This window comes from Serratia sp. JKS296, from assembly GCF_900215445.1.
Classification (GTDB): domain Bacteria; phylum Pseudomonadota; class Gammaproteobacteria; order Enterobacterales; family Enterobacteriaceae; genus Serratia; species Serratia marcescens.
This window is the reverse complement of record NZ_OCMX01000001.1, coordinates 2,244,315-2,270,345: the sequence shown is the minus strand read 5'-3', so window position 1 is coordinate 2,270,345 and position 26,031 is coordinate 2,244,315. Positions and strand designations below refer to the sequence as shown.

The 26,031-nt window shown below is 56.3% G+C and carries 25 protein-coding genes, 1 pseudogene and 1 other annotated feature; of the genes and pseudogenes, 12 read left to right on the top strand and 14 right to left on the bottom strand.

Annotated features, from left to right (window positions below):
* Positions 1 to 37: 37 nt before the first annotated feature.
* Positions 38 to 1,084, bottom strand: coding sequence for a protease SohB (gene sohB / locus CRO23_RS10810; protein WP_016927527.1), 1,047 nt, complete (start codon positions 1,082 to 1,084; stop codon positions 38 to 40).
* A gap of 359 nt (positions 1,085 to 1,443) precedes the next feature.
* On the opposite strand from sohB, the gene CRO23_RS10805 reads away from it, so the two are divergent.
* Entirely contained in the window at positions 1,444 to 2,205 is a 762-nt protein-coding gene (locus CRO23_RS10805) for a YciK family oxidoreductase (RefSeq protein WP_016927526.1), read from the top strand.
* 13 nt (positions 2,206 to 2,218) lie between these two features.
* Positions 2,219 to 2,809, top strand: a complete 591-nt coding sequence (gene cobO, locus CRO23_RS10800) for a cob(I)yrinic acid a,c-diamide adenosyltransferase (RefSeq protein WP_016927525.1) — start codon at positions 2,219 to 2,221, stop codon at positions 2,807 to 2,809.
* 39 nt (positions 2,810 to 2,848) lie between these two features.
* Here cobO and rluB read toward each other — a convergent pair whose 3' ends face one another.
* Positions 2,849 to 3,745: a 23S rRNA pseudouridine(2605) synthase RluB gene (gene rluB, locus CRO23_RS10795; RefSeq protein ID WP_015378049.1), complete on the bottom strand. Its 897-nt coding sequence runs from the start codon at positions 3,743 to 3,745 to the stop codon at positions 2,849 to 2,851.
* 303 nt (positions 3,746 to 4,048) lie between these two features.
* On the opposite strand from rluB, the gene CRO23_RS10790 reads away from it, so the two are divergent.
* Positions 4,049 to 5,503, top strand: coding sequence for a tyrosine-type recombinase/integrase (locus CRO23_RS10790; protein ID WP_255253521.1), 1,455 nt, complete (start codon positions 4,049 to 4,051; stop codon positions 5,501 to 5,503).
* Between the two features lie 67 nt (positions 5,504 to 5,570).
* On the opposite strand, the gene CRO23_RS10785 is transcribed toward CRO23_RS10790, so the two are convergent.
* The 10 genes from CRO23_RS10785 to rnm all read right to left on the bottom strand — a co-directional run bounded on the left by CRO23_RS10785 (position 5,571) and on the right by rnm (position 13,793).
* A complete protein-coding gene (locus CRO23_RS10785) occupies positions 5,571 to 5,849 on the bottom strand; it encodes a hypothetical protein (protein WP_048234712.1) in 279 nt (92 codons plus the stop codon).
* Positions 5,850 to 6,094: 245 nt separating this feature from the next.
* The gene (locus CRO23_RS10780; protein ID WP_238564837.1) at positions 6,095 to 6,334 is read right to left on the bottom strand and encodes a hypothetical protein; all 240 of its coding nucleotides are present in this window, start codon (positions 6,332 to 6,334) and stop codon (positions 6,095 to 6,097) included.
* 550 nt (positions 6,335 to 6,884) lie between these two features.
* Positions 6,885 to 7,079: a hypothetical protein gene (locus CRO23_RS10775; protein ID WP_373275551.1), complete on the bottom strand. Its 195-nt coding sequence runs from the start codon at positions 7,077 to 7,079 to the stop codon at positions 6,885 to 6,887.
* Positions 7,080 to 7,105: 26 nt separating this feature from the next.
* Positions 7,106 to 7,672 (bottom strand): tyrosine-type recombinase/integrase, encoded by a 567-nt coding sequence (locus CRO23_RS10770; RefSeq protein WP_097101915.1) that lies wholly within the window; start codon positions 7,670 to 7,672, stop codon positions 7,106 to 7,108.
* 982 nt (positions 7,673 to 8,654) lie between these two features.
* Positions 8,655 to 9,140: a hypothetical protein gene (locus tag CRO23_RS10765; RefSeq protein ID WP_141398616.1), complete on the bottom strand. Its 486-nt coding sequence runs from the start codon at positions 9,138 to 9,140 to the stop codon at positions 8,655 to 8,657.
* A gap of 519 nt (positions 9,141 to 9,659) precedes the next feature.
* Entirely contained in the window at positions 9,660 to 10,373 is a 714-nt protein-coding gene (locus tag CRO23_RS10760; protein WP_141398615.1) for a hypothetical protein, read from the bottom strand.
* 448 nt (positions 10,374 to 10,821) lie between these two features.
* Positions 10,822 to 11,619 (bottom strand): alpha/beta fold hydrolase, encoded by a 798-nt coding sequence (locus CRO23_RS10755; RefSeq protein WP_033640137.1) that lies wholly within the window; start codon positions 11,617 to 11,619, stop codon positions 10,822 to 10,824.
* 149 nt (positions 11,620 to 11,768) lie between these two features.
* Entirely contained in the window at positions 11,769 to 12,128 is a 360-nt protein-coding gene (locus tag CRO23_RS10750; RefSeq protein ID WP_016927523.1) for a Rap1a/Tai family immunity protein, read from the bottom strand.
* Positions 12,129 to 12,243: 115 nt separating this feature from the next.
* Positions 12,244 to 12,864: an L-threonylcarbamoyladenylate synthase gene (locus CRO23_RS10745; protein ID WP_016927522.1), complete on the bottom strand. Its 621-nt coding sequence runs from the start codon at positions 12,862 to 12,864 to the stop codon at positions 12,244 to 12,246.
* Positions 12,865 to 12,911: 47 nt separating this feature from the next.
* Positions 12,912 to 13,793: an RNase RNM gene (rnm, locus tag CRO23_RS10740; protein WP_016927521.1), complete on the bottom strand. Its 882-nt coding sequence runs from the start codon at positions 13,791 to 13,793 to the stop codon at positions 12,912 to 12,914.
* Positions 13,794 to 14,032: 239 nt separating this feature from the next.
* Positions 14,033 to 14,136: a sequence feature (Trp leader region), on the top strand.
* A gap of 24 nt (positions 14,137 to 14,160) precedes the next feature.
* Between rnm and CRO23_RS10735 the strand changes: the two genes are divergently transcribed.
* The 6 genes and pseudogenes from CRO23_RS10735 (at position 14,161) to CRO23_RS10705 (ending at position 21,254) form a co-directional block, all read left to right on the top strand.
* Positions 14,161 to 15,723 (top strand): anthranilate synthase component 1, encoded by a 1,563-nt coding sequence (locus CRO23_RS10735; protein WP_016927520.1) that lies wholly within the window; start codon positions 14,161 to 14,163, stop codon positions 15,721 to 15,723.
* Positions 15,723 to 17,319: pseudogene (gene trpD / locus CRO23_RS25270) on the top strand (bifunctional anthranilate synthase glutamate amidotransferase component TrpG/anthranilate phosphoribosyltransferase TrpD). The gene CRO23_RS10735 and the pseudogene trpD overlap by 1 nt, the downstream one beginning before the upstream one ends.
* Positions 17,320 to 17,322: 3 nt before the next feature.
* Positions 17,323 to 18,684: a bifunctional indole-3-glycerol-phosphate synthase TrpC/phosphoribosylanthranilate isomerase TrpF gene (gene trpCF, locus CRO23_RS10720; protein ID WP_172962824.1), complete on the top strand. Its 1,362-nt coding sequence runs from the start codon at positions 17,323 to 17,325 to the stop codon at positions 18,682 to 18,684.
* Between the two features lie 41 nt (positions 18,685 to 18,725).
* Positions 18,726 to 19,916, top strand: a complete 1,191-nt coding sequence (trpB, locus tag CRO23_RS10715) for a tryptophan synthase subunit beta (protein ID WP_097101909.1) — start codon at positions 18,726 to 18,728, stop codon at positions 19,914 to 19,916.
* Complete coding sequence (gene trpA, locus CRO23_RS10710) at positions 19,916 to 20,722, top strand: tryptophan synthase subunit alpha (protein ID WP_089184689.1); 807 nt, start codon at positions 19,916 to 19,918, stop codon at positions 20,720 to 20,722. The genes trpB and trpA overlap by 1 nt, the downstream gene beginning before the upstream one ends.
* Before the next feature lie 217 nt (positions 20,723 to 20,939).
* Positions 20,940 to 21,254 (top strand): BON domain-containing protein, encoded by a 315-nt coding sequence (locus CRO23_RS10705; protein ID WP_016927515.1) that lies wholly within the window; start codon positions 20,940 to 20,942, stop codon positions 21,252 to 21,254.
* Positions 21,255 to 21,298: 44 nt separating this feature from the next.
* Here the strand turns inward: CRO23_RS10705 and ompW are convergent, their stop codons facing one another.
* Positions 21,299 to 21,931, bottom strand: coding sequence for an outer membrane protein OmpW (gene ompW / locus CRO23_RS10700; RefSeq protein WP_016927514.1), 633 nt, complete (start codon positions 21,929 to 21,931; stop codon positions 21,299 to 21,301).
* Between the two features lie 286 nt (positions 21,932 to 22,217).
* Between ompW and CRO23_RS10695 the strand changes: the two genes are divergently transcribed.
* Positions 22,218 to 22,658, top strand: coding sequence for a YkgJ family cysteine cluster protein (locus tag CRO23_RS10695; protein ID WP_028127465.1), 441 nt, complete (start codon positions 22,218 to 22,220; stop codon positions 22,656 to 22,658).
* 34 nt (positions 22,659 to 22,692) lie between these two features.
* Positions 22,693 to 23,445, top strand: a complete 753-nt coding sequence (locus CRO23_RS10690; RefSeq protein WP_016927513.1) for a YciC family protein — start codon at positions 22,693 to 22,695, stop codon at positions 23,443 to 23,445.
* A gap of 53 nt (positions 23,446 to 23,498) precedes the next feature.
* Here CRO23_RS10690 and CRO23_RS10685 read toward each other — a convergent pair whose 3' ends face one another.
* The gene (locus CRO23_RS10685) at positions 23,499 to 25,202 is read right to left on the bottom strand and encodes a SulP family inorganic anion transporter (RefSeq protein WP_097101907.1); all 1,704 of its coding nucleotides are present in this window, start codon (positions 25,200 to 25,202) and stop codon (positions 23,499 to 23,501) included.
* A 221-nt stretch (positions 25,203 to 25,423) separates the two neighbouring features.
* On the opposite strand from CRO23_RS10685, the gene CRO23_RS10680 reads away from it, so the two are divergent.
* On the top strand, positions 25,424 to 25,963 hold the full coding sequence (locus CRO23_RS10680) for a septation protein A (RefSeq protein WP_016927511.1): 540 nt from the start codon (positions 25,424 to 25,426) through the stop codon (positions 25,961 to 25,963).
* Positions 25,964 to 26,031 lie beyond the last annotated feature (68 nt).

Here is a 26,031-nt window from a genome sequence, read left to right as displayed (position 1 = left end):
GGCGCCTGGCCCCCGTTGATTCACGCTCTCGTTGCCGTTACAACAACGGCTTTTCCCCACGCTGCCACCAGCGCAGCAGCAAACGATCGACGCTTTCCGCCGCGCTGCCGGTGAAGCGATCCATCAGGCGTTTGCGGCGCGTATAGCGCACAGCGATCACTTCGTGGTTATCCAGCTCGGCGATCAGCAAATCATCGCTGGTGCCGATGGCGTCGACCAGGCCCTTCTCTTTCGCCTGTGAACCGAACCAGTGCTCACCGGTGGCGACGCTGTCGATATCGAGCGATGGGCGCTGCTCATGCACGAAGCGCTTGAACAGTTCGTGGGTTTCGTTCAAATCTTCGCGGAACTTCTCGCGCCCCTGTTCGGTGTTTTCACCGAACAGCGTCAGCGTGCGTTTAAACTGCCCGGCGGTGTGCAACTCCACGTCGATGTCGTTCTTCTTCAGCAGACGGTGGAAGTTCGGGATCTGCGCCACCACGCCGATGGAGCCGATGATGGCGAACGGCGCCGCCACGATGCGATCCGCGACGCAGGCCATCATGTAGCCGCCGCTGGCCGCCACTTTATCCACCGCTACCGTCAGGCGAATGCCGCCTTTGCGCAGGCGCTCCAACTGCGAAGCCGCCAGGCCGTAGCCGTGCACCACCCCGCCAGGGCTTTCCAGGCGCAACAGAACTTCATCCTGCGCCGACGCCACCGCCAACACCGCCGAGATCTCTTCGCGCAGCGAGGTGACCTCGTGCGCGTCCATGCTGCCCTTGAAATCCAGCACATACAGGCACGGCTTGGCCACTTCCACCGCGCCGGACTTGGCGCGCTGCTTCTTCAATTTGTCATCAGATTTGGTCTGCTTCTTGAACTGTTTCAGCCAAACCTTCTGCTCGGCGGCATCCATGCGCGCCAGGCGCATATCGCGCTGCATCTCGCGATACTGTTCGCCGAGATCGGTCAGCTGCAGCTCCCCTTTCTGGCGGCTCTTGCGTTGCCCCAAACTGACCGCCAGGATGGCCAACGCAGCGATGGCGAGCACCACCGTGGCGACCTTGGCCAGAAACAGGCCATAAACAGATATAAACTCCACAGATTCCGCCTTTATTTACAGGTTGTTAGTATGCTTATTTCCATTTTAGCCAACCGCAGCGGCTGCTGTCGCGGCTAAATGAAAATTCATTGCGCACAGAGCATCACTATGGGGACGATTTACGGCCGAACCAAGCCGCCACCGCCGCGCTTTTGTTACAAAAGAATGCCATTTCAGCCTGCTACGCATTGAAAATGCCTGCGGATTAAGGCATATAACACCCATTATTCATCAATATGATGAGACGGATTCGCTGCGCGGCCCGCAGACGGTCGAGCCTTCGCTCCCGCCCCGGCCGCGCGTTTCACCCTTGCTCCCCGATATCCGCGGGAGAACAGCCACCCAGGCGAGGATTTATCGTGCATTACCAACCCAAACAAGATCTGCTCGAACAACGTATCATTTTGGTCACCGGCGCCGGCGACGGCATCGGCCGCGAAGCGGCGCTGACCTACGCGCGCTTCGGCGCCCAGTTGGTGCTGCTGGGGCGCACCGAGAGCAAACTGCTGGCGGTACAACAAGAGATCGCAGCCCTGGGCGGCGCCCCGGCCCTGGTGGTCACGCTGGACTTGCTGCACGCCACTCAGGAGCAATGCCGGCAGATAGCCGACGATCTGGCGCGCCAGATCCCCCGCCTTGACGGCGTGTTGCACAACGCCGGCCTGCTCGGCGACATCGCGCCGATGGCCGACCTGTCGATAACCATGTGGCAAGAAGTGATGCAGGTTAACGTCAACGCCACCTTTATGCTGACTCAGGCGCTGCTGCCGCTGCTGCTGAAATCCCACGCCGGTTCACTGGTGTTCACCAGCTCCAGCGTCGGGCGTACCGGCCGCGCAGACTGGGGCGCCTATGCGGTGTCGAAGTTCGCCACCGAGGGCATGATGCAGGTGTTGGCCGACGAGTATAAAAACCGCAATCTGCGGGTGAACTGCATCAATCCGGGCGGCACCCGCACCAAAATGCGCGCATCTGCCTTCCCGCACGAAGACAAGAACAAGCTGAAAACCCCGGCCGATATCATGCCGCTGTATCTGTATTTGATGGGCGAAGACAGCCGCCGCAAAACCGGCATGAGCTTCGACGCGCAGCCGAACCGCAAACCCGGCGCAGCCGAATAATCAGGAGCGTTTCATGGCGGAAGATCGTCATCAACAGCGCCAGCAGCGCCTGAAAGAACAGGTCGATGCGCGCATCGCCGCGGCGCAGGACACCCGCGGCCTGCTGCTGGTGTTTACCGGCAACGGCAAGGGTAAAACCACCGCCGCCTTCGGCACCGTCACCCGCGCGGTCGGCCACGGCATGCGCGCCGGGGTGATCCAGTTCATCAAGGGCGAATGGCCCAATGGCGAAAAGAATCTGCTGCAGCAACACGGCGTTGAATTTCAGGTGATGGCCACCGGTTTCACCTGGGAAACGCAAAACAAGGCCGGCGACACCGCCGCCTGCCAGGCGGTGTGGCAGCACGGCAAACGCATGCTGGCCGACAGCGGCCTGGATCTGGTTCTGCTGGATGAAGTGACCTACATGCTGACCTACGGCTATCTGGAACTGGAAGAGCTGAAGGAAGCGCTCCTGCAACGCCCTGCGCATCAAACGGTGATCCTGACCGGGCGCGGCTGCCATCGCGATCTGCTGGAACTGGCGGATACGGTCACGGAGATGCGGCCGGTGAAACACGCATTCGACGCGGGCGTGAAGGCGCAACAGGGGATCGATTGGTAACAAAACGTTCTGGCCCCGAACGGGGCCAGAATGGCGGGATTAGCTGCGTTTGCTTGGCTTGCCCGGTTTGCTGCCTGGCGCACTGCGGCGGCCGCTGCCGGCCACCTGCGAGTGGCGCTTGACCGCACGGCGGATCTGGTTGGCCTTCACGCGGCGGCGCTCACGCTCCACCGGCATTTTGCTGACCGTTTCCGGTTTCAACTCCACCAGCTCGCGCAGGTAGTTGATCGCCGGCAGATCCAGTTCAGCCCAGCCGCCGCGCGGCAGGCCTTTCGGCAGATCGATGTCGCCGTAACGCACGCGGATCAGGCGGCTCACCTGCACGCCCACCGCTTCCCACAGGCGACGCACTTCACGGTTGCGGCCTTCGGTCAGGGTCACGTTGTACCACTGGTTGAGGCCTTCACCGCCCTGGAAGCTGATGGTGCGGAAGGCGGCCGGGCCGTCTTCCAATTGCACGCCTTTGCTCAGCTGCTTCACTTTCGCATCGTCAACCTGGCCGAACACGCGCACCGCGTACTCGCGCTCCACTTCACGGCTCGGGTGCATCAGACGGTTGGCCAGTTCGCCATCGGTGGTGAACAGCAGCAGACCGGAGGTGTTGACGTCCAGGCGCCCTACCGCCACCCAGCGCGAACCGCGCAGCTTCGGCAGGCGATCGAACACCGTCGGGCGGCCTTCAGGATCGCTGCGGGTACACAGCTCGCCTTCCGGTTTGTAGTAAGCCAGCACCCGGCAAACCACCTCTTCGGATTCTTTGATCGACAGGACATGGCCATCCAGACGGATTTTCATCGCCGGCGTCACTTCAACGCGATCGCCGAGCTTGGCGACCTTGCCGTCGACGCTGACGCGCCCGGCTTCAATCATGGTTTCGATTTCACGACGCGAGCCATGCCCGGCGCGCGCTAAAACTTTCTGTAACTTTTCGCTCATTGAGCAACCTCTAATGTCGCCTTCACAGGCCTCATGGTATGCTATATTTTCAATTGGTTACGGCAAGAAACCCCATAACCATATAATTTTGCACACATTTTGGAATTCGTTATGTCAAAAAAGATGTCACACAGACTGTCACACACAATCCAACGTGGCCGGACATATTACACGAATTTTAGACTTAATTGTTCCGATTCCAAAAAGTTTGTTCGGTTATCACTTAATACTGACAGTTTGAAACAGGCTCAGTTGGTCATGTCCAAAATGGCGCCTTATATTCCGTTGGTTCAGTCTGGAGCAATGTCCGTGGACGAGTTCAAGGCAAAGCTCAACGGCCTGAAGGACCTCACCAAGCAAGATTTGGATACATTCCTGTTGCGCCACCTTGAAGACGACTATGAAGAGGTGGAAAAGCTGCCAAAACTCGGGGCACTAACGAAACAATATTTCGGCGGCAGCATTGACCGGGAAGCGACGAAAAATGACGCCACAGGCTATGCGAGAGCAACTATAGATAATATTCATTCAGGCTCAGATTTTGGACTGGCCGCCCTTAAGCATTCCCTACGGCATAAGGGGATTAATCCTGAGGGGCTACCGGATGAAATGAGCGATGTCGTTAGCCAGATTGATATGTCGTTGGCTATGAAGCATCAAGCCTATGAGGCGTTTTACTCGGATGACTTCTTGAAGTACCGCCAAATTTTGGGTTCGCTCAAAGAACAGGTAAAGAGCCTCTCAGATAAAGCGCCGATTCAAAACCACGCTCCACAAGTTCAATCGCCCTCGTCCGCTGTAAAGCTGTCTGAAGTTTGGAAAATGTATGTTGCAGACAAGGGGCAGAAATGGCGGCGTTCAGTCGCCAGTGAGAATCAACGATTCTACGATGTTCTGTTCCTCGTTGTGGGAGATATTCCCGTTGATAGCGTCACCAAGCAGCACATAAGGGAAGCACTGAAGATTGCCGAGAATCTCCCCACACGAACTCGATCACCCTACTCCAGCATGACTCTAGCCGAATGCGTTGCCTATGATGTCCCGGAGGAGGATTTAATCTCAAGCGAACACGTCCACAAGCATTTGAAGATCTGGCGCTCACTGTTCAAAACGTACCTTGTCGATCACAAGGACATTTTGACGATCTCACCTACTGACGGAATAACCTATGAGGTGATTCCTAATCGAGGGGGTCACTATAGCGCTGGTGAAATGCAAAAGTTGAAAAAGGCTCTGTCCACCCTCCCCGACACAGACTGGAGAAAAGATTACTTCCTCACGCTCATTTATACCGGTGCTCGTCGTGCGGAGATTGCCGACATTCGTAAGCGGCACATACGGCGCGATGATGAAACGGGCAGACATTACATATTCATCGAGGAAGGTAAAACCGATCACGCTCAGCGCCAAATCCCAGTCCACAAAAAATTGGAGGGGGGCCTGTTCAAACGCATAGCCCTACTCTCAGACAAGGATCTGGTGTTTGGGGGCCTACCTGATTACACAACGATCACGAATGGGTGGGTTGCTATATTGGACAGTCTGGAAATCCCGACCTATGACGAGTTTGGATTAAAACGCCGAATTCATAGCCTGCGCCACACATTTATAAGCACAGCGATTGCCAGCGTCTCAAACGCGGCTCTGGTCCAGTTCGTTGTGGGGCATAGTCGGACCCAATCGTTGGGGATTACCTCACGGTACACACACAGACCGCTCCTCAAAGAGCTATTGTGTGTTGTTGATTGCATCAGTTGACATATCATGTGCAGAGACAGGAGGTTGGCGTGTCACGGTGGCAGAACCAGACACGCCAGTGAAACTATTATATATACCAGTGATTCTGCATAAACTTAACAACCTCTGGTAATATATTATAGCAATGGAAGCTATTATTCTTAGCATCCACAACTATTAGCTTATCATCATTATCCATTGCTGCTCTCACAATCCTTGCAGCCTGTTCAGTCGTATAAGCTGAATTCACATACCAGTTGGATTCTGTAACCTTAGCCCAATTTCCCAAAGATTTAATTGCTTTGTATACGGCCTCATAATCTTTGGTTTTGATCAGGTCATATGTAACGAACAGATTGTTAGCCATTCTCATATCTCCCAAAGTTTCAACTTTAAATGAAGCGCCTTACGGCGCTTCTCATATCATTTCTTCTCTTTCTTTGGATACTTGATCGTCTCCGTAACGGTAGTCTTAGGGTGCCGCTTTGCCTCAGCTTCAGGCACAAACTGACCAGTAATTGCGCTACGGACAACTTTACGTTTTGACATGAGGACAACCTCTCTTAGATTTTAGGTGTGAGGGCGCATATGCGCCCTCGATGTTTGGTTTCTTCAACCAGCAATGGAAGACTGGTTGTAAGATGCCATTACGCCCTCGTTATAGCCTTTGGCATATGCTGCCTGCGGGCTTTTGTGGCGAACAGTTCCGGCTTGGCTGTCAGGCAAAGCATCAAGGTCAACCCATACTTGAGGGCTACGATTAAAGCCGTGCTGAAAGCCTTGTTCATAAGCGCAACCGCAGCACTTATGACGACCAGAACCACCTTGATCTTCAGGTAGTTGAACAAACATTGGAGAGTACCGATGTCGGTTGTAACAAATAGCCATTCTGTATTGCCTTAGCCCTTCAGGGCACAAAAAGGTTTTACAAGGCCCGTCTATGCTGTCTACAATCCGATTTGTCGAATGTAAGAAAGTAGCTAGCTAACGGTTAACTAAGGGTCGCCAAACTCTTAGAGGCCTTGCTTCTAGGAAAGCCGAGTTCACAATGTGGATTCGGCTTTTTTATTGCCAAGGAGTTTCAAAACACTATATGTAGTGCCCCTTAATTCCTTGGGTAACAAGATAGTGAGAAAAAACGGCGTTTGCAAGTGAACAAACTCGGGCTAATTTGTGGATAACTTGGGGGTGAAATGTAACTTGCAATTCGCAGTACGCGCCCTGACTGGCGCGGCAAGCTTGTCAATAAGCGTGAACAGATTTTACTGAAAAAACTGAAAAAACCGATCGTTCGACGTTTTATTAAACGTTAGAAAAAAACGGCATATTTAACCGATTTAATATTCCAAAACTCAGATTTCATGCCTGAATAGGGGTGAACTGGTTTAAATGATAACTTTTTTCACTTAGAGTCTTCTGTATCAAACGTCTTTGCATAAGGGCATTTGCCCTTGGTAACGTATTGGAAGCTGTGGATCGAATCCTCGTAGATGCAAAGCGTTTTCCCGTTGGATAGCTTCTCACTAGTTGGATTGCTGATCGTAATCCTACCGGCATGTGCTGGCGATACAGCTACCGCAGCCAACAGCATGATCATTTTCATGGTGAAGATCTTGGTGTATTTCATACAAACTCTCCCAATGAATATTTATCAGCGAAATTATCCACCTTGGCCTGTGTAGCGCCGATGTAATGCAAAGTAGACGCCAACGACTTGTGCCCCAGCGCTTTGGAGATTACAGCGATATCCGCCCCATCCTCATAACCGATTGTTGGTTTCGATTTACGCATAGAGTGAGTGGATAGGTTCAATCCCAACTTGTGCCCGGCGTGGCTAATCTCCTCATGCAGCTTAGAACGGCTTACCGGCTGGCCTGTGGAGCGCTTAGAATCAAGCTGAAGAACATACACATGCGACGGGTTAGACTCTGCACGGGCCGCTATGATGCGCTTGGCGGTATCAGTCAGACGAACACGGATAACTTTCCCCGTCTTGTGTTGGGTAATCGATACATGCTCCCCCTGCACATCGTCATAACGTAGCTCACGCAAATCCGATACACGAAGCATCAACTCAAAACCCAATAGCCACGCATCGCGGAAGATCGGATTGCCCTTCCCCTGTTTGGCTAACTCAGCCGCTACCGCTTTCACTTGTTCAATGCTCTTGCATCCGTCTACAAAGTTCATCTGATCAACTCCCTTCCCAATCTGTAAGCCCTAACTCAATGGATAATTTTTTGATCAAAAACAATGAGTTGTAAATAACAAAAACGTACTAAAAACCACTTGTGTATTTATTGAATTAAATGGGGGTTAAATGCGGTTTAATGATCGGTAATCAGCTACACAACAGGTATTCAACAAGCCCAGCCTGTACAATTATCAACCAATCGTGTGGTGCCGTCATTGATTGGACTCTTCAGGTATGCCCAAAAAGAGAGATTAATTTATCCAGTAAAAACAGTGCATTGACGTTTTTGTTATGCGTTCTGACGCTTTTTATGTGTGGTATGGTTGCTAGGCCAATTTCATTGCCCCCATCTCGCTACGCTCGATAATTTTATTTTCGCCCAAAAGAGAGGGCCTCTTCAGGCCCGCCAAGTGCCCGAGAGAGGCCCTCAGGGCCAGTTAGCCTTGCGGGTTGCCAGCGTCTGTGCAACGCCACAGCGGCCCGTATGGGCCGCATATGGGCCATATCCATTGCCGCTGTGCGACGTATACCGCTACATCCGGCGCTGTGCGCCTATTGTTCTTGCCCAATAAAGACAGAATGCTATTGTGTATTTACTAACCACTTGAATTTAATGGAGTAGATTGAAATTGAGATGCAAGCTTGTGTCCAGACGAGCCAGCGGGCTGGCGAGGATGGGTTGTAACGCACTGATTTATTATGTTATGTACGATATTTGAGCAAGATCGAGAGGGTGTGGCGAACCAGCGGGGGTACGCGTCAAACAACAATATCCAATTTACCCCTAAATCTCCCAGACCGGTCTCCGAATATTTCCCAATAAACCCACCTGTAGAGGTGGCCCTGTTCAGGCGAACATAACCCAAAAAAGAAAGGGGCTACCCATTACAGGTAAGCCCCTTAATGTAACTCTGATCTTATTCATCTCCCCCTTTTGGCGCGTCTGTGTGCTGATCGTATCTCGGATAGTGCTCATCATTACGCCCCGCCTTCGATAGTCACCACCATGCCCACGCGTTCCATGTAATCAATCGTCGCCTGTGCAAGACGGTAGCCGTTGGGAGCCACGATAGAGCCATTTGCTTTGCAGATCAGAGTGACTTTCATCCCTTCAGGGTTGGCGGCTTTGTTGATCCACACACGGCGGCGACCGTTGGCGCTCTTGGCTGATTTGGTCAGCAGACTAACCGGGCGATTGTTGGCGCTGTAACCTTGAGCTGCTGCACACAACGCTATCCCACGTGATTTAATGGTGCGGTCAGTCTTACCGGCGGCCTGTGCGGTGCTCTCTGCGGCACGTTTTGTGATCAGCTCTTCCAACACCTCCCCGGCGGCCTTGGCCTTCTCAATTTTGGCGGTGGCTACTTTCTCTTTTGATTCCTCGACCTGTTTATTCAAGCTGTTTTTCAGCTGCGCTTTCAGAATATCGAGTGTGCTGCTTTTCATTACTGGCTTGGTGCTCATTGTGTTTGTCCTTTTATTTGGTTTAGCCGTGTGCTTGGCTCTGTTCTTATCGATGGGCGGTGTAGGCCCTGCATATTTCGCATGCTAAAATGTAAAGGGGCCAAAACTTAACTCTGGTGACCACATTCAGCACAATATCGAAAAGACGCCTAAAGATAAGACTGGCGCTAAGCGCCTTTGATATTGAACTTCCACATTTGGCAATGAGTTGGCGAACCGTATAAGGCCCATACGGACCTATCGTCACCACAAGGGATCTAGACTTCATGGGAATTGCATTCGTTAGTTGTAATCTCTGACCTTACCCCAACAAGAACATGTTTTCTTTTCTCAAGCGCGGCTAGCTCTTGACTTTTATTTTGTCTGCGTCCTTCTATTAGCGTCCCCCATAGAGTGAACAACCCACCTATAACGGCACCAAGAAGACCAGAAATTAAATTGGAGTCCATACTTATCCTTGTGTATATAAGCACATTGAAATAAAACTTTAGTACAACTATCGTGTTTGTACCTCCCTATCTACTTCTTTTCTTTTGGTGGAATACTGAAGTCACAATCATTCTTGTCCATAAATTTAAATGACTTATAATCTTTTGTCACAAGCACTGCGTCAGCATACACTTCTAAAACATCAAAATCTTTATTACAAACCAATGTAACACGAGTTGCGTGTGACGCTAAGCCACCAATATTATATAGTAAAAAAGCAAGAGCCAAAAACCAACTAAAGTAGTAATAATACCAGTGAACCTTTAATTTCCCCGCCAATATACTCATCCCTGTACTACTAATCTCTTTAAGTTTAAAACTAGGTATCCATTTTCTCCAATCAGTACCTTTATCTCCAAAACTCACATCAATATCCTGCCGTAAATAAATCCATAAAACCATATAAGCAGGAATAATTGAAAACCAATCACCACGCGCAACTGCGTTAATTGAAAAAATAAAAATAGTTATTATGAAAATTAAGTTTTTAGTAAGGAATTTTTTTGCCTTTTCATAAAGGATGGTTTTTTTATCCTCTTTTCTAACTAAAAAATCCATCAACATACTAACCATGCTAAAAATCAAACATGAAAAGAAACCAAACTTCAGCATAATAGCCACGTCGATATTTATAAATTCATGTGGTATTCCTTTTTCTTGATAATACCCTAAATAAAATGAATATCCAAAAGTATAAAAACATGCAGTTATTAATAACACCAGAATCCCATCAGATACTTTCATAGCAACACCAACCTGAATATTTATATTTTTTGTCACAAAATAATATGACTAATTTATACCTATAGCAATAGTCATCACACAACAAGTTGTGTGGTAAAGCAAACAGACGAAACCTCCGCATCAACTACCCCAAGTTCAGCAACCTTAAAAGTGTTTAGAGGGGTAAGCAGAGGAAATGTTTAGTTAGATGTGTAACACATTCGGGGATACAACTTGAGCTAAAGGCTGTCACACAAACCAACTTCACTCAGGTTTAGAATTTATTATGTCATTGTTTTAATTGATAAATAAATTTAAACATTGCGCCTTCACAGGCGTCGGGGGGATACCGCCGCGGCCAAGCGCCACGACGGTCATAATACGCTTATCAGGATCGAACCGCGTATTATACAGGCTTTCTAAGGTGTTGAAACCCACTTTATCGGCGGTGGCCCCCTTCAGACAGCGTTCACGGCGCCAAAAAATCCTCCACCGCCCACAGCACCGCGTCGGGCCGTTCCAAAATGCCGAGGTGAGTGCGAGCCTCGCCTAGACGCACCACGGAGAAAAACGGCTGTTCGGCGGCAAATGCCTGCTGTTGCCGCAGGTAGTCGTCGCGGCGATCCAACGAGTAGATGTGCCGACACGGCGGCGGCGCGCTCATGCCCGCCAGGCGTTGCAGCGGCGAGCCGTATTGCCGATAGGCCTGTTCGATGGCCACGCCGGCGGCACGCCAGAGCCGGTAATCTTCCTGCGCCATCTCGACCTCCAGATGGCGTTTGACCCGATCGTGACGGATGCCGCCCTGCCAGAAGTCGAACAAGGCGTCGCGCGCCGCCAGCCACTGCTGCGGCTGCTGCATGCGGCTCACCGCCGTAAAGAACGCCGGCTCCGGCTGCGTCATGATCCAGTCGAGAAACACCATGCCCCGCACCCGCTGCGGCAACGCTTCGGCCAACGCCACCGCCAGCCAGCTGGCGTGCGCCACCGACAGAGTGACCGCGTTATCCAAACGCAGCGCCGTCAGCAGTTGGCGCACATCCTCCAGCAAGTCGTCCGCCGTCAGCGACATCTCCGTGGCTTTTGACGACAGGCCATGGCCGCGCCAGTCGATGCTGATCACCCGATAGCGTTCGGCCGCCAGAGCGATGAACGGCTCAAACACGGTTTTCGGTTCGCACCAGCCGGGCAGCAACACCAACGTGAGCGGCCCTGAGCCGATATCCTGATAATCGAGCATCATGTTGGCACTGTGAAATGCGGTCATATTACCTCCTGCGCGTCTCTCCCCGACCCGTTCGGGGAATACCGACGGGGATAAGGTGACAGCGCAGCAGGTATTGATCTATTGAAGTTCGTGCGGAAAGTCCCCTGGGCGCACCTTATGAAAAAATGCGCACTAATTGGAATGGGAACTTAATGGCGCACGCAGGGATAGGCGGCGCTTAACGCCAGCATGATCACCGACGGTGCGGAATAATGCAGTTGCTCAGGATGCTCGTTCAAATACTGCATCACCGCGTCGGCGGCTACGCCGATGCTCATCCCGGCTTCCGGGCAGATATTGCGATTGCCCTGCATGGAATAAGTATCGAATACGCCGGCGACGTATCCCATGAACATGCCGCCATTCAGCGCTTCGGCCACGGTGGCTTCACCGCTTTTATTTTTTACGTAACCGCCGGATTCCGCCAGCAAACCGCTGCCTGAATAAAACCCCGCATTTGCCATTGAGGAAAATAATAAGGCCGCTAAAAAAGAAACCTGTTTAATCATTGCTGCGCATCCTGCCCATTATCAATTCTGAAGTAGTCAAGAATAGCGGCTTTCACGCGAAATAGCCTCGCTTCAGCCGATTTTCAGACAATGGGCAAGGTGGCAACCTTTTACATCAGCGGAAAGGCGCCGCGTCGCCCGCCCCTTCGCGCACCACTTCCGGCGTGGATTCGGTCAGATCGATAACCGTGGTCGGCTGTTGGCCGAGGAAGCCGCCGTGGATCACCAGATCGACCACCTTGCCCAAATGATCGCTGATCTCTTCCGGATCGGACTCGGCAAAATCATTGCCCGGCAGCATCAGGGTGGTGGACATCATCGGTTCGTTCAGCGCCTCCAGCAGCGCCAATGCGATCGGGTTCGACGGCACGCGCAGGCCGATGGTTTTGCGCTTTTCATTCATCAGGCGGCGCGGCACTTCTTTGGTCGCCTTCAGAATGAACGTGTAGTGGCCCGGCGTATTGTTTTTGATCAGGCGGAAGGCCGTATTATCGACGTGCGCATAGGTCGACAATTCGGACAGATCGCGGCACATCAGGGTAAAGTTGTGGTTGCCGTCCAGTTGACGGATGCGGCAAATGCGCTCCATCGCCGCCTTCTCTTCCAGCATGCAACCCAGCGCGTAGCCGGAATCGGTGGGATAAACGATCACTCCGCCCTTGCGCAGCACCTCGACCGCCTGGTTAATCAAACGCGGCTGTGGGTTATCCGGATGAATATAAAAAAGCTGACTCATGACTTGCTCCTAAAATAATGCCCGCGCGCGTTGCCACGCGCGTAAAATCAGACCGCCTGGCCCGGTTGCGGCCAATCGCGCCACACTGGCTCGACGCCGCCCGGCAGCCACAGCTTGCGCCCCAGTTCGATCCACGAACAAGGTTGATGGAAATCAGAGCCTTGCGAGGCCAACAGGTGGTAGTCCTGCGCGTATTTCGCCAGCTGCGCGCGCTCATGCGGCGCCTGCTGACACTGCGCCACTTCCATGGCGTCGCCGCCGTGTTCGGCGAAATGCGCCAGCAAACGTTTCAACCACTTCGCGGTCAGATCATAACGGCCGGGGTGCGCTATCACCGCCTGGCCGCCCGATTGATGAATCGCATCAATGGCTTGTTCTATTGTACACCACTGCGGCGGCACGTAGCCGGTTTTGCCTTTGGCCAGATATTTCTTGAACACCTGCGCCATGTTGTCCGCCACGCCAATCTCCACCAGATAACGGGCGAAATGGCCGCGGGTCACCGCACCGGCCCCCGCTAACCGCTGGGCGCCGGCATAGGCGTCGGGAATGCGCGCTTTCCCCAGACGTGCGCCGATCTCCTGCGCGCGCCGATGGCGACGTTCGGTTTGTTCCGCCAATAGCGCCACCAGCGCCGGGTGCGCGACGTCCACGCCCAACCCAACGATATGAATTTCATGATTTTCCCATAGCGTCGAGATCTCCACCCCGTTGACCAGCCGCAGCGGCAACGCCTGCTCCGCAATAGCGGCGGCGGCCTCAGCCAAGCCTGCGGTGGTGTCGTGATCGGTGATCGCCAGCACGCCCACGCGCATCTCTACCGCCCGCAGCACCAGCTGCGTCGGCGTCAGGTAGCCGTCGGAGGCGGTCGTGTGGCTGTGGAGGTCGTACAGAGTAAAGGCGATGGATGGGGGGTTACTGTCTGTCAAAACGGCTATCCGGCAATGGCTTGGTTTTCTATCATACCCGCGATCGGCGGCCGGACGGAAATCTATTCTGCGCCAGGCAGACGATGAATAGAATTCACGCTGACCGCTAAAACATTGTGCAAAAAGAGGGTTGACTTTGCCCTCGCGAACCAGTTAACTAGTACACAAGTTCACGGCAACGGCCGTGTCGGATGAGAGTTAACAAAGAGAGTCTGCAAATGAACACATACATTTCTCTTCACGGTTGGTGGCGTACCTCCCTCTTGCGGGCGGTGTAATCGCGCATAGCTGTCATCTGACAATGCAGATTTCCTGAGCCCGCACCTGATGCGGGCTTTTTTATGGACAGAATTCACTGGAACCACCGATGATGAACACCAAACCACAACTGACATTGCTGAAGGCGCAAGCCAGCTACCGGGGCGATCCCACCACCCTTTTCCACCAGCTGTGCGGCGCCCGTCCGGCCACCCTGCTGCTGGAGTCGGCGGAAATCAACAGCAAACAGAATCTGCAGAGCCTGCTGGTCATCGACAGCGCGCTGCGCATTACCGCACTGGGCCACACCGTCAGCGTGCAGGCGCTGACCGCCAACGGCGCGGCGCTGCTGCCGCTGCTGGACGAAGCGCTGCCGCCCGAGGTGCGCAATCAGGCGCGCCCCAACGGCCGCGAACTGACCTTCCCGGCGATCGACGCGGTGCAGGACGAAGACGCCCGCCTGCGTTCACTGTCGGTGTTCGACGCGCTGCGCACGCTGCTGACGCTGGTCGACTCTCCGGCGGACGAGCGCGAAGCCGTGATGCTGGGCGGCCTGTTCGCCTACGATTTGGTCGCCGGGTTCGAGGACCTGCCGGCACTGCGCCAGGATCAACGCTGCCCGGACTTCTGCTTCTATCTGGCGGAAACCCTGCTGGTGCTGGATCATCAACGCGGATCGGCCCGTCTGCAGGCCAGCGTCTTCAGTGAGCAGGCGAGTGAAGCGCAGCGTTTGCAGCAACGCCTGGAACAGCTGCAGGCCGAGTTGCAACAACCCCCGCAGCCGATCCCGCACCAAACGCTGGAAAACATGCAGCTGAGCTGTAACCAGAGCGACGAAGAGTACGGCGCGGTGGTCAGCGAGCTGCAGGAAGCGATCCGCCAGGGCGAGATTTTCCAGGTGGTACCGTCGCGCCGCTTTTCCCTGCCATGCCCGGCGCCGCTGGCGGCCTACCAAACCTTAAAAGACAACAACCCCAGCCCGTACATGTTCTTCATGCAGGATGATGACTTCACCCTGTTCGGCGCTTCGCCGGAGAGCGCGCTGAAATACGACGCGGGCAATCGCCAAATCGAAATCTACCCGATCGCCGGCACTCGCCCACGCGGCCGCCGCGCCGATGGTTCGTTGGATCTGGATCTCGACAGCCGCATTGAGCTGGAAATGCGCACCGACCACAAAGAGCTAGCCGAGCACCTGATGCTGGTCGATCTGGCGCGCAACGATCTGGCGCGTATCTGCCAGGCCGGCAGCCGCTACGTGGCCGACCTGACCAAGGTGGACCGCTATTCATTCGTCATGCACCTGGTTTCCCGGGTGGTGGGAACCCTGCGCGCCGATCTCGACGTGCTGCACGCCTACCAGGCCTGCATGAACATGGGCACCCTCAGCGGCGCGCCGAAAGTGCGGGCGATGCAGCTGATCGCCGCCTCCGAAGGCACGCGCCGCGGCAGCTACGGCGGCGCGGTGGGCTACTTCACCGCCACCGGCGATCTGGATACCTGCATCGTCATTCGCTCCGCCTACGTTGAAGACGGCATCGCCACCGTGCAGGCCGGTGCCGGCGTGGTGCTGGATTCCGTCCCGCAGGCGGAAGCCGACGAAACCCGTAATAAAGCCCGTGCCGTGCTGCGCGCCATCGCCACTGCGCACCATGCCAAGGAGGTGTTCTGATGGCCGATATCCTGCTGCTCGACAACGTCGATTCCTTTACCTACAACCTGGTCGATCAGCTGCGCGCCAGCGGCCACCAGGTGGTGATTTACCGTAATCAGATCGCCGCCGAGGTGATCATCGAGCGTCTGCAACAGATGGAACAGCCGGTGCTGATGCTGTCGCCCGGTCCCGGCACGCCGTCCGAAGCGGGCTGTATGCCGGAACTGCTGCAGCGTCTGCGCGGCCAACTGCCGATCATCGGCATCTGCCTCGGCCACCAGGCGATCGTCGAAGCCTATGGCGGCCAGGTCGGCCAGGCGGGCGAGATCCTGCACGGCAAAGCCTCGGCGATCGCTCACGATGGCGAAGGCATGTTCGCCGGTATGGCCAATCCGCTGCCGGTGGCGCGCTACCACTCGCTGGTCGGCAGCAATATCCCGGCCGATCTCACCGTCAACGCCCGTTTCGGCGAAATGGTGATGGCGGTGCGCGACGACCGCCGCCGCGTGTGCGGCTTCCAGTTCCACCCGGAATCGATTCTGACCACCCACGGCGCGCGCCTGCTTGAGCAGACCCTGGCCTGGGCGCTGGCGAAGTAATATAAGGAACACGACGATGCAACCTATTCTTGAGAAACTGTACCGCGCCGAGTCGATGAGCCAGCAGGAAAGCCAACAGCTGTTCAGCGCCATCGTGCGCGGCGAGCTGGAGCCGAGCCAACTGGCGGCGGCGTTGATCAGCATGAAAGTCCGCGGCGAGCGCCCGGAAGAGATCGCCGGCGCCGCCAAAGCGCTGCTGGACGACGCTCAGCCGTTCCCGCGCCCTGACTATCTGTTCGCCGATATCGTCGGCACCGGCGGCGACGGCACCAACAGCATCAATATTTCCACCGCCAGCGCCTTCGTGGCGGCGGCGTGCGGCGCGAAGATCGCCAAACACGGCAACCGCAGCGTCTCCAGCCGTTCCGGCTCTTCGGATCTGCTGGCGGCGTTCGGCATCCGCCTGGATCTGCCGGCGGAAGAAGCGCGCAAGGCGCTGGACGATCTCGGCGTGTGTTTCCTGTTCGCGCCGCAGTACCACACCGGCTTTCGTCACGCCATGCCGGTGCGCCAGCAGTTGAAGACCCGCACGCTGTTCAACGTGCTGGGCCCGCTGATCAACCCGGCGCGCCCGCCGCTGGCGCTGATCGGCGTTTACAGCCCGGAACTGGTGCTGCCGATTGCCGAAACCCTGCGCGTGCTGGGTTATCAGCGTGCGGCGGTGGTTCACGGCGGCGGCATGGACGAGGTGGCGATCCACGCTCCGACGCACGTAGCGGAATTGAACAACGGCGAAATCAGCAGCTACCAGCTCACGCCGCAGTCCTTCGGATTGGAAACCTATCCGCTGGAAGCCTTGCTGGGCGGCACGCCGGAAGAAAACCGTGACATTTTGGCGCGGCTGTTACAAGGTAAAGGCGAGCCGGCGCACGCCGCGGCGGTCGCGGCCAACGTCGCGTTGCTTCTGAAGTTATTCGGACATGAAGACCTGCGCCAAAATGCGCGGCAGGCACTGGATATGATCAACAGCGGGCAGGCCTATGAGCGTGTCATCGCACTGGCGGCAAGAGGATAAATGATGCAGGAAACCGTGCTACACAAGATTGTCCGCGACAAAGCGCAATGGATCGCGGCGCGACAACAGCAACAGCCCCTGGCCGGCTTTCAGAACGACATCGTACCGAGCGAACGCAGCTTCTATCACGCGCTGCAGGGCACCCGGACGGCTTTCATTCTCGAATGCAAGAAGGCCTCGCCTTCCAAAGGGTTGATTCGCGAAAACTTTGATCCGGTAGAGATCGCCACGGTGTATAAAGATTTCGCCTCGGCGATCTCGGTGCTGACCGACGAGAAATACTTCCAGGGCAGCTTCGATTTCCTGCCGCTGGTCAGTAAAACCGTCAGCCAACCGGTGTTGTGCAAAGACTTTATCATCGATCCGTATCAGATTTACCTGGCGCGCTACTATCAGGCCGATGCCATCCTGCTGATGCTGTCGGTGTTGACCGACGACCAGTATCGCCAGCTGGCGGCGGTGGCCCACAGCCTGAATATGGGCGTGCTGACCGAAGTGATCAGTGAAGAAGAGCTGCAGCGCGCGATCGCGCTGGAAGCGCGCGTGGTCGGCATCAATAATCGCGATCTGCGCGATCTGAGCATCGATCTGGACCGCACTCGCCAACTGGCGCCGCGCGTGCCGCATGGCGTGACGGTGATCAGCGAGTCAGGCATCAACAACTATGGGCAGATCCGCGAGCTGAGCCATTACGCCAACGGTTTCCTGATCGGTAGCGCGCTGATGTCTGAACCCGATCTGCGCGCCGCCGTGCGCCGCGTGATCCTGGGCGACAACAAAGTGTGCGGCCTGACCCGTCCGCAGGACGCCGCCGCCGCGTATCAGGCCGGCGCCATCTACGGCGGGCTGATTTTCGTCGGCCGTTCACCGCGCTATGTGGATATCACCCGCGCCCGCGAAGTGATCTCCGGCGCGCCGCTGAAGTATGTCGGCGTGTTCTGCGACGCCCAGGTCGATACCGTGGCGTTGACCGTTGAGCGCCTCGGCCTGCATGCGGTGCAATTGCACGGCGCGGAAGACCAGGCTTATATCAACGCCCTGCGCGCCCGCTTGCCGGCTGATTGCCGCATCTGGAAAGCGCTGAGCGTGAAAGATCGGGTGCCGGCGCGCGATCTGCAGCATGTCGATCGCTACCTGCTCGACAACGGCGCCGGCGGCACCGGCCAACGCTTCGACTGGTCGGTATTGCAAGGCGAAGATCTGACTAACGTGATGCTGGCGGGCGGCCTGCGCGCCGACAACTGCGTCGAAGCGGCCAAGCTCGGCTGCGCCGGGCTGGACTTCAACTCCGGCGTGGAAAGCGAACCGGGCATCAAAGATCCCGCGCGCCTGGCCTCGGTCTTCCAGACCCTGCGCGCCTACTGAATACGGCTCTATATTAATAACGGATAATAACGGGAACTCTCATGACGCTGCTTAACCCCTACTTCGGCGAATTTGGTGGCCAATACGTGCCGCAAATTCTGATGCCGGCCCTGAAACAACTGGAAGAAGCCTTTGTCAGCGCCCAGCGCGATCCGGCGTTTCAAACGGAATTTATCGATCTGTTGAAGAACTACGCGGGCCGCCCGACGGCGCTGACGCTGTGCAAAAACCTCACCGCCGGCAGCAACACCAAGCTTTATCTGAAGCGTGAAGACCTGCTGCACGGCGGCGCGCACAAGACCAACCAGGTGCTGGGCCAGGCGTTGCTGGCCAAGCGCATGGGCAAAACCGAGATCATCGCGGAAACCGGCGCCGGCCAACACGGCGTCGCGTCGGCGCTGGCCTGCGCGCTGCTCGGCCTCAAATGCCGCATCTATATGGGCGCCAAAGACGTCGAGCGCCAGTCGCCGAACGTGTTCCGCATGCGGTTGATGGGCGCGGAAGTGATCCCGGTGCACAGCGGCTCCGCCACCCTGAAAGACGCCTGCAACGAAGCGTTGCGCGACTGGTCCGGCAGCTATGAAACCGCGCACTACATGCTCGGCACCGCCGCCGGCCCGCATCCGTACCCGACTATCGTGCGTGAATTCCAGCGCATGATCGGCGAAGAAACCAAAGCGCAGGTGCTGGAGCGCGAAGGCCGTCTGCCGGATGCGGTCATCGCCTGCGTCGGCGGCGGCTCCAACGCCATCGGTATGTTCGCCGACTTTATCGATGATGCCGATGTCGGGCTGATCGGCGTGGAACCCGCCGGTCTGGGCATCGAGACCGGCCAGCACGGCGCGCCGCTGAAGCACGGCCACGTCGGCATCTACTTCGGTATGAAAGCGCCGATGATGCAGACCGCCGAAGGCCAGATTGAAGAATCCTATTCAATCTCCGCCGGGTTGGACTTCCCGTCCGTCGGGCCGCAACACGCCTTCCTGAACAGCATCGGCCGCGCCGAATACGTGTCGATCACCGACGACGAAGCGCTGGAAGCGTTCAAGGCGCTGTCGCGCCATGAAGGCATCATCCCGGCGCTGGAATCCTCGCACGCCCTGGCGCACGCGCTGAAAATGATCCGTGAAACGCCGCAGAAAGAACAGATCCTGGTGGTCAACCTGTCCGGCCGCGGCGACAAAGACATATTTACCGTTCACGACATTTTGAAAGCACGGGGAGAAATCTGATGGAACGTTATCAGCAACTGTTCAAACGCCTGGAAAGCAACAAGGAAGGCGCCTTCGTCCCGTTCGTGACGCTGGGCGATCCTAATCCGACGCTGTCGCTGCAGATTATCGATACCCTGATCGAAGCCGGCGCGGACGCGCTGGAGCTGGGCATCCCCTTCTCCGATCCGCTGGCGGATGGCCCAACCATCCAGAGCGCGACGCTGCGCGCTTTCGCCGCCGGCGTCACGCCGACCCAGTGCTTCGAGATGCTGGCGGCCATCCGCCAGAAGCACCCGACCATTCCCATCGGCCTGCTGATGTACGCCAATCTGGTGTTCCATAAAGGCATCGATGCGTTTTACCAACGCTGCGCCGAAGTGGGCGTGGATTCGGTGCTGGTCGCCGACGTGCCGTTTGAAGAGTCTGCGCCGTTCCGCGCCGCCGCCGCTCGCCACGGTATCGCACCGATCTTTATCTGCCCGCCGAACGCTGATGACGATCTGCTGCGTGAAATCGCGTCGCACGGCCGCGGTTACACCTACCTGCTGTCGCGCGCCGGGGTGACCGGCACCGAAAGCCGGGCGCAGTTGCCGTTGCATCACCTGGTGAACAAGCTGCGCGAGTATCACGCCGCGCCGCCGCTGCAGGGCTTCGGCATCTCCGAACCCGAGCAGGTGAAGGCGGCGCTGCAGGCCGGCGCCGCCGGCGCGATCTCCGGCTCGGCAATCGTCAAAATCATCGAACAGCACCATGCCGATCCGGCGGAGATGCTGACCAGGCTGGCGGCCTTCGTCAGCAATATGAAGCGCGCCACCCGGGCGTGATCCTCTTTAGCGAGCGCCCTGCCGGCGCTCGCTTTAACAGCTTGTTTCCCCTCAAAGTTTGTTCCATTTATTTACATCAAAAATTTGAACAAACCCAGGTCTTGTCTCACAATGAACGTTGTTCGCTATGCATTTCTTCGTTTGATTTGGGGAATGCGCTCGCTGCGGCGAAAAACCGTAGCGAATTTCAACCATAACATTGCATGGAGAGTAATTTATGAAGCTGTTTAAAACCCTTTCAGCCTTGTGCATGGCAGCCGTTGTGGCGGTCGCGGTGAGCGCTTGCGCGCCGACGGCAAAATCAGAGGGAACAGGCGGTTATATCGATGACACCGTGGTCACCACCAAAGTGAAATCGGCGTTGCTGGCGGATAAAAACATCAAGTCACGCGAGATCAGCGTAGAAACCTTTAAAGGGCGCGTACAGCTGAGCGGCTTCGTGACCTCCAGCGATGACGCCAACCGTGCGGTGCAGGTCACACGCGGCGTGGCCGGCGTGAAATCGGTTGAAAACGTGATGCAGGTTAAATAATACCGACACAGGGAGGCGCAACGCCTCCCTGCTTGCGGCCTTCATCAGAAGCGGTAACCCGCCCCGAACATGAACACCCACGGATCCAGACGCGTATCGAAGCTGTGGTGCCCACCGTTCGCATCGTTGAAGCGAGTTTTGGTTTCGATGTTCATCCACCACACCGACATGTTCAGCATCCAGTGCTCATCCAGGTTGTAATCCAGGCCAGCCTGCGCCGCCACGCCCCAGGAATCTTTCAGATCGAGGTCGCTCAACCCGGCGCTTTTGCCGTAGTCGTTGAACTTCTCGTCGAAGAAGGTGGTGTAGTTAACGCCGACGCCCAGGTAAGGACGCAGTTTGTCCTGCTTGTCGCCGAAATAGTATTGCGCCATCAGCGTAGGCGGCAGTTGGTGAACGGTCGCCAAATCAGTGCCGCCCAGCGTCACCTTGTGGCGGAATGGCGTTGCGGCCAACAACTCAACGCCGATGTTGTCCGTCACCATGTAACCGAAGGTCAGACCGAGCTGAGTGTTGTTTTTCGCATCCAGCGAACCCAACCCCAGTACGTTGTCCGAACCTGCATTTGGACGCACCGTCGCGGTGCCCGCGCGGAACAGGAAATCACCGGCCTGATGCGCACTTGCCAACATAGGCGCCATCATCGTCGCCAATACCATCAGAGTTGTCTTTTTCATTATCCATTCCATTTGTGTGGTTAATCGCTCGAGGGGGAATATACCTACTTTCGGGTATTTGTGATCCCATCGAGATCACATCTTATGTGTAAAAATTTAAAATCCCACCAAAAACAAGGTTACCTAACCGTCTAATAAATCAAGGATTGATCTGCATCAAAAAAACGATTTTGTTGCAAATTATCTACATGTTCAAATTTCTGTTGCGGAGAAAAATGCGGCTGAGGTAATTTCATTTTCCGTGTTGGTTTTGGTTGGTGCCGTGAGGAGTCGGTGGGCAATCAAGATGAGCGAAATCCTTAATCCCTGTGTCAGCTGCGGCGCATGCTGCGGTTATTTTCGAGTGTCATTCTATTGGGCCGAAGCCGAAGACGGCGGCGGCACCGTTCCCCTTTCCTTAACAGAGCCTTTGACCCCATTCCTGCGCTGCATGCAGGGGACCAACAGCAAGTCCCCCCGCTGTACCGCGCTGGACGGTGAAATAGGTAAAGCCGTTTCCTGCTCGATCTACCTTAATCGGCCCAGCCCGTGCAGGGAGTTCGATCAGTCCGGTGAAAACGGCCTGCGCAACGAAGCCTGCGATCGCGCCCGGGAACGCTACGGCCTGCCGCCCTTGCCGGTGCCCTTGCCGCTATCGCTGTCTGACGCGACGATCGTTGAAGAAATAGGCGTAGTGCAATTCGCGGGGTGCCACAGCGGCGTGGAACAGGGTACAATCACCCACTGATTTATCTCTGTTTTCCCGACGCCAAGGAGTCTGCATGCCTATCACGGCCAACGCTTTGTACCGTGACAGTTTTAACTTTTTACGCAACCAACTGGCCAGCATCCTGATGCTGGCTTTGTTGACGGCGTTTATCTCCGTGCTGCTGAATCAGGCCTTCAGCCCTGATGCCGAACAGTTGGCGACGCTCGCTGCCACCACCAGCGATTTTGCTTCGTCTACCGGCATGGGCATTCAGGAAGTGATCCAGCAGATGACGCCGGAACAGCAGATGGTGTTGCTGAAAGTGTCGGCGGCCGCCACCTTCTCTGCGCTGGTCGGCAACGTGCTGCTGGTCGGCGGGATGCTGACGCTGATCCGTCTGGTGTCGCAAGGGCAACGCACCAGCGCCCTGCGCGCGCTCGGCGCCTCGGCGCCCGACTTGCCGCGCCTGCTGCTGCTGCTGTTTATCTGCACCCTGCTGATCCAGCTCGGTCTGACGCTGTTTGTGGTGCCGGGCGTGCTGATGGCGATCGCCTTCGCGCTGGCGCCGGTGATCGCCTCCGTCGATAAAAAAGGCGTGTTCGCTTCGCTCAAGCTGAGCAGCAAATTGGCCTTCGCCAATGCGCGCGTGCTGGTGCCGGCGATGATGCTGTGGCTGGCGGCCAAGCTGCTGGTGCTGTTCCTGGTGAGCCATCTGTCGGTGCTGACGCCGAACGTTGCCAGCGTGGTGCTGACCGCGTTGAGCAATCTGGTCTCCGCTCTGCTGCTGATCTACCTGTTCCGGCTGTATATGCTGCTGCGCGGCTAACGCCGGCGTCAGCAAAAACCAAGGGGCGCGCTTCGGCGCGCCCCTTTTTTTGTTTACCCCACCACGGCGGCTTCCGCCTGCTCCTTACTCTGAATCAGCTTCAGCGCCAGATACAGATCCGGTACCAAAATCAACTCTTTATCGCGCCCTAAGCGGTTGATGCGGAACCAACGCGTCAGCTCGGTGCGGCGCCCCGCCAGCACCAGCTTTACGTTACGCTGTAACAGGTCGCGTTTCAGTTCGTCGATGGCCGCCAGCACGCTGATATCGGCATGGGTGAAACTGGCCACCGCATCCACCACCACCCAACGTGGCTGGAACGGTGTGCCGTCGACCAAATTGAGGATACGGCGTTTGAAATACGCCACGTTGAAATAGGTCAGCGGCGAATTGAAGCGATACATCATGACGCCAGGTACCGCCTTCACCCCATTGTTATTGCCCATGGAATGGATCATGCCTTCATCGTTGACGCCCAGCAGCTGTTCCGTCGGCCGGAAAACGGTGCGCAGAAACTGCATCAGCCCCAGCAACACCGCCAGCCCGATGCCGCTGATCACTCCCACCAGCAGCACGCTGAGGAAGGTAAACAGCGCCAGGCGGAACGCCTGCGCGTTGCGACGGCGCAAGATCCAGAGGCCACGGATGTCCAGCAGCGACCAAGCCGCATACATCAGCACCACACCCAATCCCGCCACCGGAATAAACTGCAGCGGCGCCATCAGGAACAGCAAGACAAAGGCGATGACCGCGGCGGCGATGATCGACACCAGTTGGCTCTTGCCGCCGTTGGCATCATTCACCGCGGTGCGCGAATCCGCGCCGCTGATGGCGAAACCTTGCGACAGCGCAGAGACGATATTCACCAGCCCCAGCGCGCGAAACTCGGCGTCAGCGTTTACCTCATAACCGTTTTTGGCGGCGAAGCTGCGGGCGGTGAGCATCATGCTGACAAAGCTCACCACCGCCAGGTTAAGCGCCGGGATCACCATGTCGCGCAGCAAACCGGGCTGGAAATCCGGCCACTGGACGATCGGCAGCACGCCGCTGAAACCGCCCACCGTCACCACGCCATGCTGCTGCAGGCCGCCCGCCCAGGTCACGAACGCCGCCAGCACGATAGCGAACAGCGGCGCCGGCCAGTTAGGCCGCCATTTTTTAAATCCAAGCAGCGTCACCAGCGTCAGCAACGACACCGCCATCGTCAGCCAGTCGCTGTGCAGCAAGTTACCGGGCAGCGCATAGATGCGCTCGATCAGTTGTGCCGGGCGCACCGTGAACCCCAACACCTTGCCGATCTGATCGACAATAATGGTGATCGCCACCCCGTTCAGCAGCCCGCTGAGGATCGGCCGCGACAGCAAATCCGCCAGCGCCCCCAGCTTGAACCGGCTGGCCAGCAGGCACCAGCCGCCCATCATGGCGGTCATCATAATGGTCAGTTGCCAATGGCGTTCCATATTGCCCGCTGCCAGCGGCGTCACCACTGCGGCGATCACCGCGCAGGTGGCGGCGTCGGGCCCGACGATCAGCTGGCGCGACGAGCCGAACAGCGCGTAGGCCATCATCGGCAAGATACAGGAGTAGAGCCCCACTACCGGGCTGACCCCGGCCAGTTCGGCGTAGGCGATAGCCACCGGGAGGGCGACGGCGGCGACGGAAAGGCCGGCGCGAATATCCGGCTTGAGCCAGCTGCGTTGATAGCCCAATAAATGCGTCAAACCAGGCGTCAGGGCCTGGAGAGATTTCCACTGCATGTTGTTTTCCGCGGTAAATTATCTGGTTATTATGACGCTTACTATGCGGCCTGCGGCCCGCGCTGGCAATCTGCCGGCGCTTTCTTGCGTAAGTTTATGCAAATTCCTGCTTTCGCGGCAGAAATCCGCCGGCCAAACGCCGATAATCGGCAACGCCCGGCGGTACACAGAGCTCGCCGAATCCGGTATAGTCGGCCGATGAACAGATGATGGATTGATTTATGAAGCAGTTTCTTGATTTCCTCCCGCTAATTGTCTTTTTCGCTTTTTACAAGCTGTACGACATTTACGTCGCTTCCGGCGCGTTAATTGTCGCCACCGCGCTGGCGCTGGTGTTCACCTGGGTGAAATACCGCAAGGTCGAGAAGATGACGCTGATCACCTTCCTGATGGTGCTGGTGTTCGGCACCCTGACGCTGGTGTTCCACAACGATTTGTTCATCAAATGGAAGGTCACGGTGATTTACGCGCTGTTCGCGCTGGCGCTGCTGATCAGCCAATGGGTGCTCAAAAAACCGCTGGTTCAGCGCATGCTGGGCAAAGAGCTGACGCTGCCGGACAAAGTGTGGAGCAACCTTAACCTGGCCTGGGCGATCTTCTTCCTGGCCTGCGGCCTGGCGAACATCTATGTCGCCTTCTGGCTGCCGCAAAGCGTCTGGGTCAATTTCAAAGTCTTTGGCCTGACGGTACTGACGCTGGTCTTCACCCTCCTCAGCGGTATCTATATTTACCGGCACATGCCGGAAGAACAGAAAAAATAGTTACAAAATTGTTAATGCCTGCGGCGCTTGCCGCGGGCAGTATGATGTTATTCCCTCCTTTTAAAAGC